Origin of the sequence: Mesorhizobium sp. B2-1-3A (assembly GCF_006442655.1) — a bacterium.
In the GTDB taxonomy this organism is placed as follows: Bacteria; Pseudomonadota; Alphaproteobacteria; order Rhizobiales; family Rhizobiaceae; genus Mesorhizobium.
The window spans coordinates 158,758-172,571 of the sequence record NZ_VFWK01000003.1 but is presented as its reverse complement, the minus strand read 5'-3'; the positions used below and the strand labels follow the sequence as shown (position 1 = coordinate 172,571).

11 protein-coding genes are annotated in these 13,814 nt (G+C 63.6%); 9 read left to right on the top strand and 2 right to left on the bottom strand.

Translation table 11 applies throughout. The features are described 5' to 3' along the window. Positions 1-4: 4 nt before the first annotated feature. Complete coding sequence (locus tag FJ977_RS12135; RefSeq protein WP_140771690.1) at positions 5-658, bottom strand: TetR/AcrR family transcriptional regulator; 654 nt, start codon at positions 656-658, stop codon at positions 5-7. A gap of 259 nt (positions 659-917) precedes the next feature. Between FJ977_RS12135 and FJ977_RS12130 the strand changes: the two genes are divergently transcribed. The 8 genes from FJ977_RS12130 to FJ977_RS12095 all read left to right on the top strand — a co-directional run bounded on the left by FJ977_RS12130 (position 918) and on the right by FJ977_RS12095 (position 11,524). Next, positions 918-2,597: an amidohydrolase gene (locus FJ977_RS12130; RefSeq protein ID WP_140771689.1), complete on the top strand. Its 1,680-nt coding sequence runs from the start codon at positions 918-920 to the stop codon at positions 2,595-2,597. Between the two features lie 139 nt (positions 2,598-2,736). Then, positions 2,737-3,831, top strand: coding sequence for an ABC transporter ATP-binding protein (locus tag FJ977_RS12125; protein WP_140771687.1), 1,095 nt, complete (start codon positions 2,737-2,739; stop codon positions 3,829-3,831). Continuing rightward, positions 3,831-4,751 (top strand): ABC transporter permease, encoded by a 921-nt coding sequence (locus FJ977_RS12120; RefSeq protein WP_140771685.1) that lies wholly within the window; start codon positions 3,831-3,833, stop codon positions 4,749-4,751. Before FJ977_RS12125 ends, FJ977_RS12120 begins: the two co-directional genes overlap by 1 nt. After that, positions 4,744-5,544 carry an ABC transporter permease gene (locus FJ977_RS12115; RefSeq protein ID WP_140771683.1) on the top strand — a complete coding sequence of 267 codons (801 nt, stop codon included), beginning with the start codon at positions 4,744-4,746 and terminating at the stop codon, positions 5,542-5,544. Before FJ977_RS12120 ends, FJ977_RS12115 begins: the two co-directional genes overlap by 8 nt. 22 nt (positions 5,545-5,566) lie before the next feature. Then, positions 5,567-6,601, top strand: a complete 1,035-nt coding sequence (locus FJ977_RS12110) for an extracellular solute-binding protein (protein ID WP_140771681.1) — start codon at positions 5,567-5,569, stop codon at positions 6,599-6,601. Positions 6,602-6,663: 62 nt separating this feature from the next. Continuing rightward, positions 6,664-7,860, top strand: a complete 1,197-nt coding sequence (locus tag FJ977_RS12105) for a serine hydrolase (RefSeq protein ID WP_140771679.1) — start codon at positions 6,664-6,666, stop codon at positions 7,858-7,860. A gap of 35 nt (positions 7,861-7,895) precedes the next feature. After that, the gene (locus FJ977_RS12100) at positions 7,896-9,077 is read left to right on the top strand and encodes a serine hydrolase (protein ID WP_140771677.1); all 1,182 of its coding nucleotides are present in this window, start codon (positions 7,896-7,898) and stop codon (positions 9,075-9,077) included. 125 nt (positions 9,078-9,202) lie between these two features. Further along, the gene (locus tag FJ977_RS12095) at positions 9,203-11,524 is read left to right on the top strand and encodes a Tex family protein (RefSeq protein WP_140771675.1); all 2,322 of its coding nucleotides are present in this window, start codon (positions 9,203-9,205) and stop codon (positions 11,522-11,524) included. On the opposite strand, the gene FJ977_RS12090 is transcribed toward FJ977_RS12095, so the two are convergent. After that, positions 11,525-12,436 (bottom strand): LysR family transcriptional regulator, encoded by a 912-nt coding sequence (locus FJ977_RS12090; protein WP_140771673.1) that lies wholly within the window; start codon positions 12,434-12,436, stop codon positions 11,525-11,527. A 157-nt stretch (positions 12,437-12,593) separates the two neighbouring features. Between FJ977_RS12090 and FJ977_RS12085 the strand changes: the two genes are divergently transcribed. Next, a complete protein-coding gene (locus tag FJ977_RS12085) occupies positions 12,594-13,790 on the top strand; it encodes an acyl-CoA dehydrogenase (protein WP_140771671.1) in 1,197 nt (398 codons plus the stop codon). Positions 13,791-13,814 lie beyond the last annotated feature (24 nt).

The window sequence follows — 13,814 nt, the reverse complement described above, 5'->3', positions numbered from 1 at the left end:
GAAATCAGTCCAGGTTGAGATAGGGGCTCACCAGAGCCAGCCACATGGCTTCGACGTCGTCCTCGATGAGGTCGAATGTCCTGCGATCTCTCTTCAGTCCGACCAGCCGGCAGGCGTGCCCGACCTCCATCATCACCAGGCCGAGCCGTTTGGCGATCTTGTCTTCGAGAGCAGGATTCACATGCCGCAGCCAGGCTGCGTAAAGCGCGATGATCTGCTCGTCATATTCGTCCTGGATCGGCCTGAGATCGGCGTTGCCGGATATCGCCTCGATCACCGGCATCAGGGTCGCGTTCTCGAGATAGATGCTGGATGTGTCGATGAAGAGCTTGCGAACTTCGCGCCGGAACTCATCGCGATTGGTGGGCCGGGGGACCTTGATGCGCTTCTCGATCACCTCGGGAAAGGAGGACAGCCAGCGCCGGGCGAGGTCCAGAAGGATGGCTTCCTTGTTGGGAAAGTATTGATAGACCGAACCGACCGACAGGCCCGCGCGCTGCGCTATGGCGAGCGTCGTCGGCGTCCTGGTTCCTTGCTCTCGCGTCAGGATCAGCGCCGCGTCGAGAATCCGGTCGACAACCCTGCTCGACCGTTGCTGCCGCGGCTGCTTGCGCGGCTCGAGCGCTATCCTGGTCTTGCGGTCGAGACTGCGCTTCACTGCTCGATGCCCTCGTTCCCCGCCTGGTCCCAACACAGGCGCGGGGTGCTGTCCACAATACATTCTAAATTCCGCATGTTGACAAACGCGAATAATCAGTCGCATTCTTTATCCACGCTGTCTCTTGAGATCACAAGGGGAATTTCAGAGCCGGCGTACTGACATTGTTTTTTGTCCCATGGCGCCGCTTCGCTGGAGCGGCAGACCGTTGGGTGCGGTGTTGTCGGTGTCAGTCGGTCATCAAAAGCGCGGAGTCGCGATGTCTGTTACGGGTGCGGATCACAATGCGGATCTGATCGTCATCAATGGTCGTGTGCTGACCATGGACGGAGGCAATCCCGTTGCCGAGGCCGTTGCCGTCAAGGACGGCGCCATCATCGCCATCGGCAGCCGCGCTGCAATCGAAGAGCTCAAGGGCTCGGCCACAGAAGTGATCGACGCCAAGGGCGGTTCGGTCCTGCCCGGTTTCATCGAAGCCCACATGCATCTGTTCTCGGGAGGGGCCGAGCTCGCGCATCTTCAGCTTGGCGGTGTCCATGGCTTCGAGGCGCTGCAGAAGGCGATCCGCGACTATGCATCGAAAAAGCCCAATGCCCCGATGCTGGTCGGGCAGGGTGTCGACTATACGGTGCTCGGCAGCGAACGGGTGACGCGCCACCATCTCGACGCGATCCTGCCGTACCGCCCTTTCTGCATGGCCGCGCCCGATCACCACACGATGTGGGCCAACACCAAGGCGCTGGAGCTGGCCGGCATTCTGCATGGCCGCACGCTTGGCCCGGGCAATGAGATCGTCATGGGCGACGATGGCCTGGCGGCGGGCGAATTGCGCGAGGGCGAGGCCTTCGGTCCGGTGCTCGATCTTGCCGGCGAGGGCCGGGTGAGGCTGGGGCTGGCCACCGGCGGCGAGCCGGACCCGATGCCCTCGGCCGCCGAACGCGCCGCCGACCGCGACATCATGCGGCGCGGCCTCGCCTGGTGCGCGCGCCACGGCATCACCTCCATCCAGAACATGGACGGCAATCTCTACCAGCTCGAACTGCTGGCCGAGATCGACGCCGAGGAGGGCTTGCCCTGCCGCGTGCAGATCCCCTTCCACTACAAGAATTTCATGACGCTCGACATGCTCGACAAGGCGTCCGTCATGGCCGAGCGCTACAGCAGCGAGTGGCTGTCGTCGGGCATGGTCAAGGTGTTCTATGATGGCGTGCTCGATTCCTGGACGGCCGTCATGGTCGAGCCCTACGCCGACCGTCCGGACTGGGTCGGCGAGCCGCTGTTCACGCCGCAGCAGTTCATCGATCTGGCGGTCGCCGTCGACAGGCGTGGGCTGCAGATCGCCGTCCACTCGATCGGCGATGGCGCGGTGCGTGCGGTGCTCGACGGCTACGAGGCGGCGCAAAAAGCCAATGGCAAGCGCGACAGCCGTCACCGCATCGAACACATCGAGGTCACCACCACCGCGGACGTGCCGCGTTTTGCCGAACTCGGCGTCATCGCCTCGATGCAGCCGCCGCATCCGCCGGGCGCCATGGATTTCCCGCTCGAGCCGACCGTGTCGCGGATCGGGCCGGCCCGCTGGCCGCTGAGCTATGCCTGGCGGACCCTGAAGAACGCCGGCGCGCGTGTCGTCTTCGCCTCGGATTGGCCGGTGTCGCCGATCGACCCGATCCTGGGCATTCAGGCGGCAGTGATGCGCAAACCGTGGGCAGAAAGCGATCCGGACCAGAGTTTCTCGCTCCAGGAATCGATCGCCGCCTACACGGTCGAAGGCGCCTATGCCGAATTCGCCGAACACCGCAAAGGCGCGCTGAAATCAGGCTATATGGCCGATCTGGTGGTTTTGTCTGGTGACATCGAGAAGACGGCGCCGGCCGATCTGCACAAGGTGCGCCCGGTGACGACGATCTGCGGTGGCAAGATCACCTATCAGGCCTGACAATGGCATGAGGCTTGCTGGCTAAAGACGGACTGAACTGTGATTCAATGCCGGGCTTGCCAACCTACCGGGCGTGTGGTCACATCGAACAGGGGAACAGCTCCGCCAGCAAGAGCGGGGTCAACAGTGAGGCGTAATCGTGCCGGACAAACCGGGTCGGAATGCGATTGAAGTAGTAAACGTCAGTAAAATTTTCGGATCGGGTGAGGGGCAGGTCGCTGCCCTCGACAAGGTCTCGGTGTCCATTCGCGAGAACGAGTTTTTCACGCTGCTGGGACCTTCCGGCTGCGGCAAGACCACCCTTTTGCGGCTGATCGCCGGCTTCGACTTTCCAACCGCCGGTGAAATCCTGCTCTACGGCCAGGACATCGCGCCGCTGCCGCCGTTCAAGCGGCCGGTCAACACCGTCTTCCAGTCCTATGCGCTGTTCCCGCACATGACCGTGGCCGACAATATCGGGTTTGGCCTGGAGATGCTGGGCAAGCCCAAGGCCGAGATCAAGGCGCGCGTCGCCGAGATGCTGAAGCTGGTCAAGATGGAAGCGCTGGCGGGCCGCCGCACGGCCCAGATTTCCGGTGGCCAGCAGCAGCGCGTGGCGCTGGCACGGGCGCTCGCGCCGCAGCCGAAAGTGCTGTTGCTCGACGAACCGCTCTCCGCGCTCGACTACAAGCTGCGCAAGGAGATGCAGATCGAGTTGAAGCGGCTGCAGCACGAAACCGGCATCACCTTCATCTTCGTCACCCATGACCAGGAAGAAGCGCTGACCATGTCGGACCGCATCGCGGTGATGTCGTCGGGCAAGATCCTGCAAGTCGGCTCGCCGTGGGACATCTACGACAAGCCGGCGGAACGCTTCGTCGCCGACTTCATCGGCGAGACCAACTTCCTCACCGCCGCCATATCGGGCGCCGGCAATGGCAAGGCGCGCGCGACGCTCAAATCCGGCACGACCATCGAGGCCACCGTTGCCGAAGGGTTCCAGCCGAAGGACAACGCCACCGTGGTGGTGCGGCCCGAGCACGCCAAGCTGACCAAGGACAAGGGCGACCTGTCGGGCACGGTCGAAAACATCGTCTATTTCGGCACCGACACGCATATCCATGTCCAACTCGACAGCGGCGAAGCCTTCACCGTGCGCCAGCAGAACACGCGCAGCGCAGGCTGCGGTTTCGAACGCGGCGACAAGGTCGGCGTCCTGATCGGCAACGACGCCGCGCAAGTGCTGAGGGACTGATGGCCACCGCGGAAGAAGTCGCCAAGGCCGCCGAACGGCGCGATGTCCGTGACCGCTGGCTTTTGTCGGCGCCGGCGCTGCTGGTCATCCTGCTCGCCGCCACCGGCCCGTTGCTTATCGTGCTCGTCTATTCGTTCCTGACGCCCGGCGCCTATGGCGACGTGAAATGGCAGTTCTCGTCCGACGCATGGACATCGGTGTTCCTGGAACGCGATATTTTCGACGACACGCTTTCGCTCGCGGCGGCGCATGTCACCATCTTCTGGCGCTCGATCAAGCTTGCGGTGGTAACGACGCTGGCGACCTTGGCGCTCGGGTTCCCGACCGCCTATTTCATGGCCACGCGCAGCGAAAAGACCCGTGACCTCTGGCTGTTCCTGATCACCATCCCGTTCTGGACCAACCTGCTGATCCGTACCTTCGCCGTGCTGCAGATCATCCGCAACGAAGGCATCATCAACACCATCCTTTTGAAGCTCGGCATCATCTCGGCACCGATCCAGATCCTCTACACCGACACCGCGATCCTGATCGGCATGGCCTATGTCTACCTGCCGCTGATGGTGCTGCCGATTTACGCCAGCATGGAGAAGCTCGACTTTCGCCTGGTCGAGGCGGGCTATGATCTCTACGCGACACGGTTCAAGGTGCTGCGGAAGATCATTTTCCCGCTGGTCAAACCCGGCGTCATCGCGGGCTCGATCCTGGTCTTCATTCCAGCCCTCGGCGCCTATGTGACGCCAAGCGTGCTTGGCGGCGGCAAGAACATGATGCTGTCCAACCTGATCGAATTGCAGTTCGGGCAGGGCCGCAACTGGCCGCTTGGCTCGGCGCTGTCGATCACGGTGATGATCATCGTCATGGTGGCGCTGCTCGCCTATGTGCGCAATGCCGGCAAGTCAGGGGTGCGTCATGGCTAGCAACTTCTCCATCAAGCACCAGCCTGGCTTCACCGCGATCGCGGCAACCTGTTTCGTCGTGCTCTATCTGCCGATCATCGTGCTGGTCGTCTACGCCTTCAACGCGGCGAGTTCGACATCCGAATGGGGCGGTTTCTCGATGAGATGGTTCCAGTCGGCATACCAGAACACGCAGGTCATCGACGCGACGCTGCGCTCGTTCCAGATCGGCGCCATCGCGGCGGTGCTGTCGACGATCTTCGCCACCATGGCTGCGCTCGCCACCACGCGTACCGCCTCCTATCCCGGCCTTACCTTCAAATACGCGGCGATCAACCAGCCGCTGATGGTGCCCGAGATCGTCACCGGCGTGGCGCTGCTGATCTTCTTCTCGCGCATCAAGATCTTCACCGGCTATTCCGGCCTCGGCTACCTGATCGCCGCGCATACGGCGTTCTGCATCCCGTTCGCCTACCTGCCGATTCGGGCGCGGCTGGAGAACATGGACCTGACGCTGGAGCGTGCCGCGGCCGATCTCTACGCAACGCCGTGGAAGACCTTCCGCCGCATCACGCTGCCGCTTCTGTGGCCGGGCATCCTGGCCGGCCTGATGCTGGCCTTCGTCATCTCGCTCGACGATGTCGTCATCACCGAATTCGTCAAATCGGGCGGCCAGGACACGCTGCCCACCTACATGCTTGGCCAGATCCGCCGTGGCGTTACACCCGAGATCAACGCGATATCGACCGCTTTCCTGCTGCTTTCGGTCGCGATCGTCACGTTGTTTTTCTTTGTCAGCAGGAAACGAGACTGAACCTGAAATGGGAGATAGAACGATGAACTGGAAGACCACAGCGACCGCCATGGGGTTGGCGCTGCTCGCTTCGACGGGCCTCGCCCACGCCGACGGCGTGCTCAACATCTACAATTGGGGCAACTATACCAGCCCCGACGTGATCAAGAAGTTCGAGGACAAATACAACATCAAGGTGACCATCACCGACTACGATTCCAATGACACCGCGCTCGCCAAGGTCCGGCAGGGCGGCACCGGCTTCGACATCGCCGTGCCCTCGCAGACCTACGTGCCGATCTGGATCAAGGAAGGTCTCCTGCTCGAGACCGATCCGGGCAAGATGGAGAATTTCAAGAACGTCGCTCCGGAATGGGCCAATCCTGAGTTCGATCCGGGCCGCAAATATTCCGTGCCGTGGGCCTGGGGCACGATCGGCGTCGTCGTCAACACCGATGCCTACAAGGGGCCGGCCAACACGTGGGGTATCGTCTTCAACACGCCGGACGAGCTGAAAGGCAAGGTCAACGTCGTTCCCGAGATGGGTGACGTTATCTTCGCGGCGATCAAATATGTCGGCGGCGAGCAGTGCACGGACGACAAGGCGGTGCTAAAGAAGGTGCGCGACCTCTTGGTGGCGGCCAAGCCGAACTGGATCGCGATGGAATACAACACCATCGAGAAGATGGGCGCCGGCGACTTCAAGGCGACCAGCGACTGGAACGGCTCGGCATTGCGCCAGCGCCTGGCCAACCCGGCCATCCACTACAACTATCCGAAGGAAGGCTTTGGCCTGTGGAGCGACAACGTTGTCGTTCTCAAGGAAGCCAAGAACGTCGAGAACGCCAAGCTGTTCCAGAACTTCATCATGGATCCGGAAAACGCGGCGGGCCTCTCGGCCTTCCACCGCTATGCCAACGCCATCACCGGCTCGGACAAGTACATGCCGGCCGACATGAAGGACGCGCCGGAAGTCGTCATTCCGGCCGACGCCAAGCCGCATGGCGAGTTCCAGAAGATGTGCGCGCCGGAAACGCAGGAACTCTACACCAAGATCTGGACCGAACTGCAGAAGTAATCGCTGCGTGAGAGACCCGGCGGTACACGCCGGGTCTTTATCTTTTCCGGGAATGGCCTTTCATGGACTCCTATCGCAACAGCGATCCGCGGCCGCCGATCATGCAGGGCTCGCCGCCCGCCATGGTCCCTCCGAAGCTCGACTGGGACCGGCCGCCGTGGAACCGCTGGGCGTTCCAGCACATCAGGGAAATTCTGCCGACAGCCGAAGTCTGGCGCGGCAACGGCCATCGCCATCGCCTCGAAAGCGCCGAGGTCGATCTTGACGGGCTGGCGGTCGAGGACAGCGAGGGCAAGCCAACAACCCTCGCCGGGTTGTTGGACGAGACCTATACGGATGGCTTCCTCGTGCTCAAGGACGGCAAGATTGCCTATGAGCGCTATTTCAACGGCATGGACGAGCGCACGCTGCATCTGTCGCAGTCGATGGCCAAGTCCGTCACCGGCTCGGTGTTCGGCATACTGGCCGGCCGTGGCCTGATCGATCCGGCCAGGCCGGTCACCGACTATCTGCCTGAACTCGGCGCCACCGGCTGGGCCGGGGCCAGCGTCCAGCATGTGCTCGACATGACGACGGGCGTGCGTTTTTCCGAGGAATATACCGACCGCTATTCCGATATCGGCCAAGTCGACGTCGCCACCGGATGGAAGCCGGTGCCGCCAGGCAGCGATCCGGATTTTCGCTGGCCCTCGCACATGTTCGAGCTGATCCTGGGCCTGAAGGACACGGTCCGCCCGCATGGCACTGCATTTGAATACCGCTCGATCGAGACCGACGTGCTCGCCTTCATCATGGAGCGCGTGACCGGCAAGCGGCTGGCGCAGCTGGTTTCGGAAGAACTCTGGCAAAAGCTCGGTGCCGATGAAAGCGCCTGCTTCACCGTCGACAGTGCCGGTTATGCGCTGGCCGATGGCGGCTTCAATGCGACGCTGCGCGACTATGCCCGCTTCGGCCAGATGATCCTCGACAATGGCGGCGGCATCGTGCCGGCCGGCTGGATCGAGGCGACACGCAACGGCGAGCACGGGCCGGATTTCTCCACCAGCCTGCCGGAAGGCAGCTATCGCAATCAGTTCTGGATCGAGAATGCCAGCTCGCGCGCACTGATGTGCCGGGGTGTGTTCGGGCAAATGATCCATATGGACTGGAACACAGGAATGGTCGTGGTGAAGCTTTCGACCTGGCCGGATTTCAGCAATCTCGCCTATTCCACAGCGACGCTGAAGGCGGTGCACGCCATCGCCGCCGCGCTGATCTGAGCCTCCACAAGAAACGACCTGGAAGGGGAAACGCCATGACCGGCAAGACCGCGTTCGAGACCCGCTACGGCTTTCGCCGCAACGAGGTGCTGCTCTCCAACTGGCGCGTGAACCCGTTCAATCGATGGTCGTTCCAGAATCTGGGCGAACTGGTGCCGACAGCGCGCGTGACCGCTACATCGGGTAGTGCCGAGGCACCCGCGCGGGATTTCGGTGGCTTGCTTGGTGAAAAGGTTTCGGTTGCCAGCGCTCCGGAGACGGTGGCGGAATTCCTCGTGCGCTCCAGCACCGATGCGCTGACGGTGATGAAGGGTGGCAAGGTGATCGGTGACTGGTTCGCGCCGCATATGGATTTTGGCGCCCGCCACATCATCTTCTCGATCAGCAAGTCGGTCACCGCCATCATCGCCGGCATATTGGAAGGCGAGGGCGTGTTCGATCCGGAAGCGCCGGTGACGACCTACATCCCCGAAGCCGCCGGCTCGGCCTATGGCGATGCGAGTTGCCGGCATGTGCTCGACATGAGCGTCAGCCTCGATTTCGAGGAAGCCTATCTCGATCCGGAAAGCGCTTTCGCGCGCTACCGTCGCGCCACGCTGTGGAATCCGGGCGGCGGCACGGAAAGCCTGCGCCAATTCATCCTGACCCTGCAGCGCCTGGCCGAGCCGCATGGCCAGACCTTCCGCTATCGCTCGCCCAATTCAGACCTGCTCGGCCTATTGCTGGAGCGGGCTTCCGGCCAGCGCTTCACCGACCTGATGCGCGAGAAGCTGTGGCTGCCGCTTGGCGCCGTCAGCGAGGCCTCGATCGGCGTCGACATGGAAGGCACGGCGCGCACCGCCGGCGGCATTTCGGTGACGCCGCGCGATCTGGCGCGCGTCGGCGAAATGATGCGGCAAGGGGGCGCCGCCAATGGACGCCGCATCGTGTCCGAGGCCTGGGTGCGCGACACGACAAGCACCGGCGGCAGTACGGAAGCCTGGCAGCGCGGCGCGATGCTGCCGCTGTTTCCCAAGGGCCGTTATCGCAACAAATGGTACCAGACCGGACATGAGAACGGTGCCTATTGTGGCATCGGCATCCATGGCCAGTGGCTTTATGTCGATCCCAGCACCGAAGTGGTGATCTCCAAGATGTCGTCGCAACCGGAGCCGGTCGACGACCCGCTGGATCTTGAACTCGTCGCGTTTTTCGAAGCGTTGAGCCGGATGGTCTAAGCGGCTCCGCAGCCACATTAGCGCGCGCTTTCCTGTGGACCGCCGGGCTGATGGAGGCGCGGCGGTTGGCGGACCGGATGTCTGCGCCTATGGTCGCCGCTCTTTTCGACAAGAGTGGGAATGACATGGCATCCGACATCAAGCGCATCGCAGCCATCATCGCGGCCGAGATCGCTGCCCGGCCCGAACAGGCGGCCGCGGCGATCGAACTGCTCGACGAGGGCGCGACGGTGCCGTTCGTGGCACGTTACCGCAAGGAGGTGACCGGCGGGCTTGACGATACGCAATTGCGCGACCTTGCCGAGCGGCTCGCCTATCTGCGTGAGCTCGACGCGCGCCGCGACACCATCCTTGGCTCGATCCGCGAACAGGGCAAGCTGACGCAGGAGCTTGAGACCAAGATCGCCGCCGCCGCTACCAAGGCGGAGCTGGAAGACATCTATCTGCCCTACAAGCCCAAGCGCCGTACCAAGGCCGAGATCGCCAGGGAGCGCGGGCTGGGGCCGCTGGCGGAGGCCATTCTTGCGGACCGTTCACTGGTGCCCGCCGAACTGGCGCTGGCCTATGTCACCGAGGAGGTGGCCGACGCCAAGGCGGCCCTTGAGGGCGCGCGCGATATTCTCTCTGAACAATTCGCCGAGAATGCCGACCTGGTCGGCAAGCTGCGCACCTACATGAAGGAACGCGCTTTCATGCGCGCCAAAGTGGTCGACGGCAAGCAGGAGGCCGGGGCGAAATTCTCGGACTATTTCGACCATGTCGAGCGCTGGGCAAATGTGCCGAGCCACCGTGCACTGGCCATGTTGCGCGGCCGCAACGAAGAGGTGCTGTCGCTCGACATCGAGGTCGACGCCGACGACACGTCGCCGGTGAAGCCGGTCGAGCGGATGATCGCCAACGCCTATGCCATCGGCGCCAGCCTGCCGGGCGACCGCTGGCTGATGGACGTCGCCGGCTGGACCTGGCGGATAAAACTGTCGCTGCACCTGACGCTCGACCTGATGCGCGATCTGCGCGAACGGGCCGAGGAGGAGGCGATCCATGTCTTCGCCCGCAATCTCAAGGACTTGCTGCTCGCCGCGCCCGCCGGTTCGCGTGCCACGATGGGCCTTGATCCCGGCATCCGGACCGGCGTCAAGGTTGCCGTGGTCGACGGCACCGGCAAGGTGCTGACAACGACGACGGTCTATCCGTTCCCGCCGAAGAACGATGTGCGCGGCACGCAGGCCGAACTCGCCAAACTCATCCGACTGCACAAGGTCGAGCTGATTTCCATTGGCAACGGTACCGGCAGCCGCGAGACGGAAAAGCTGGTGGCGGACATGCTGTCCGACATGCCTTCCGATGGCGGACCCAAGCCGCTCAAGGTCATCGTCAGCGAGGCGGGCGCCTCGGTCTACTCGGCGTCGGCAACGGCGGCGGCGGAATTCCCCGGTCTGGACGTATCGCTGCGCGGCGCGGTGTCGATCGCGCGGCGCTTGCAGGATCCGCTCGCCGAACTGGTCAAGATCGAACCGAAGTCGATCGGCGTCGGCCAGTATCAGCATGACGTCGACCAGTATCGGCTCGGCCGCTCGCTGGAGGCGGTGGTCGAGGACGCGGTCAACGCCGTCGGCGTCGATCTCAACACCGCTTCGGCGCCATTGCTGGCGCGCGTTTCGGGCCTTGGCGCGTCGCTCGCCGACGCCATCGTCGCGCATCGCGACGCCACCGGGCCGTTTGCCAGCCGCAAGGACCTTCTCAAGGTGCCACGGCTTGGGCCGCGCGCGTTCGAGCAATCCGCCGGCTTCCTGCGCATTGCCAATGGCAGCGAGCCGCTCGATGCCTCGTCGGTCCACCCGGAAGCCTACGGGGTCGCCAAGAAGATCGTCGCCGCCTGCGGCCGCGATGTGCGTTCGCTGATGGGCGACAGCGCCGCGCTCAAGGCGCTCGACCCGCGCGTCTTCGTCGACGAGCGTTTCGGCCTGCCGACGGTGCGCGACATTCTTGCCGAGCTGGAAAAGCCTGGCCGCGACCCGCGCCCCGGCTTCAAGACGGCGACCTTTGCCGACGGCATTGATGACATCAAGGATCTGAAGCCCGGCATGCTGCTGGAAGGCACCGTCACCAATGTCGCGGCCTTCGGCGCCTTTGTCGATATCGGGGTGCACCAGGACGGCCTGGTGCATGTCTCGCAACTGGCCGACCGTTTCATCAAGGACGCGCATGAGGTGGTCAAGGCGGGCGACGTAGTGAAGGTGCGCGTCGTCGATGTCGATATCAAGCGCAGGCGCATCGCGCTTTCCATGCGCAAGGACGGCGGCGAGGGAGCGTCAAAAGGTGGGCCGCGCGACAATGGCGGCGGCAGGCCGGCGCCACGTGGCCCGGCACCGCAGCGCCAGCCGGAGCGGCCGGCCCAGCAGGGCGCATTTGGTGCTGCGTTGGCGGATGCGCTGAAGCGGAAGTAGCTACCACGCCAGAACAGTCGGCTCCTTCTCGACCTGGCTCAGCAGCCAGTCACGAAAACTGGCGACGGGCGGATGGCCGCGCTTGTCGTGCGGGACGACGAGATAATAGGCGCTGCGGCTTTGCATGGGCTGGCCGGGCGCCGGCACAAGCTGGCCGCGCTGCAATTCGCCTGCGATGAGGAGCAGCGGCAGGAGCGCGACGCCAAGCCCTTCCATGCAGGCCTGGGCGGCGGTGCCGAACTGCTCGAACTGCATGCCGGGCCCGGTCGGCGCGCTCAGGCCCTGATGCTCGAACCATTCGGTCCAGGCACCGGGACGCGTTGCCATATGCAGCAAGGGCAAGCGGCCGATATCAGCCGGCGTGGCGATGGCGCGGCCGGCGAGAAATTCGGGCGACACCACCGGCGCCACCGTTTCGCGCACCAGGAGGGTCGAGTCGGCGTCCGGCCAATCGGGCAGGCCATAGTGGATGGCGGCGTCCAGCCTCTCCCTGGCGAAGTCGAAACGGCCGACCCGGGTGACGAAGTTGATGGTGATGTCGGGGTTGTTCTCGACGAAATCGGGGATCATCGGCATCAGCCAGCGCGTGCCGAAGGTCGGCAGAATGGCGAGGTTCAAGATGCCACTATGCCGATTGCTCATCAATCCAAGGGCTGCGTCGCGCAGCTGGCCAAGTGCCGAACGCACCGCTTCGGCGTAGATTTCGCCCGCCGTCGACAACCGGACATTACGGCTGTCGCGCTCGAACAGCCGGCGGCCAAACTGATCCTCCAACAGCTTGATCTGCCGGCTTACAGCGCCTTGAGTCAAATCCAGCTCCTGGGCAGCGGCGGTAAAAGACCCAAGCCGAGCCACCGCTTCGAAGGCAGCGAGGGCGCTGATGTTAGGCAGGAGGCGGCGCTGGACACTCATGATCCATTCCTAACGCTCATTGATTGGTGAAGCAATTTCGTTTGATTTTTTCAGGCCCCGGGTCGATAAGCCGGACCAAGATTTTGCTTCACGCATGCCGTTGTTGCCAAGGATCCTGAACTCCTTCGCCGGCATGCATAGAGTCCGGGAGAGAGCCATGGCCGCCGACAAGAATGCCTTCGTCTGGGAAGATCCGTTCCTGATCGAGGAGCAGCTTTCCGAAGATGAGCGCATGGTGCGAGATGGTGCAGCGGCTTTTGCCGCCGACAAGCTGGCGCCGCGCATCGAGGACGCCTACCTCAACGAGACCTTCGACACCGCCATCTTTCGCGAGATGGGCGCTGCCGGCCTGCTCGGCATCAACATCCCGGAAGAGTTCGGAGGGCTCGGCGCCAACTATGTGACCTACGGGCTGGTCGCGCGGGAAGTCGAACGTGTCGATTCCGGCTATCGCTCGATGATGTCGGTGCAGTCGTCGCTGGTGATGTATCCGATCTACGCCTATGGCTCGGACGAACAGCGCAAGAGGTACCTGCCCAAGCTCGCCAGCGGCGAGTGGATCGGCTGCTTCGGCCTGACCGAGCCGGATGCCGGCTCCGATCCGGGCGGCATGAAGACGCGCGCCGAGAAGACCGCTAACGGCTACAAGCTCTCCGGCTCCAAGATGTGGATTTCCAACGCGCCGGTCGCCGACGTGTTCGTCGTCTGGGCGAAGCTGAAGGGCGAGAACGGCAAGGACGAGATCCGCGGTTTCGTGCTGGAAAAGGGCATGAAGGGGCTGTCTGCGCCGAAGATCGGCGGGAAGCTGTCGCTGCGGGCGTCGATCACCGGCGAGGTGGTGATGGAAGGCGTCGAGGTCGGCGAAGACGCGCTGCTGCCCAACGCCAAGGGCCTGGGCGGCCCGTTCGGCTGCCTCAACCGGGCTCGTTATGGCATTTCCTGGGGCTCGATGGGGGCGGCGGAAGATTGCTGGCATCGCGCCCGCCAGTATGGCCTTGACCGCAAGCAGTTCGGCAAGCCGCTGGCCGGCACGCAGCTTTACCAGAAGAAGCTCGCCGACATGCAGACCGAGATCGCGCTCGGGCTGCAGGCATCCTTGCGCGTCGGACGGCTGCTCGACGAAGGCAAGATGGCGCCGGAGATGATCTCGATCGTCAAGCGCAACAATTGCGGCAAGGCGCTCGACATCGCCCGCCAGGCCCGCGACATGCATGGCGGCAACGGCATCCAGATCGGCTACCACGTCATGCGCCACGCGCAGAACCTGGAGACCGTCAACACCTATGAGGGCACGCACGACGTGCATGCGCTGATCCTGGGGCGGGCCCAGACCGGGATACAGGCGTTCTTTTGAGCGACTTTAAGCCGGCAACCGGTT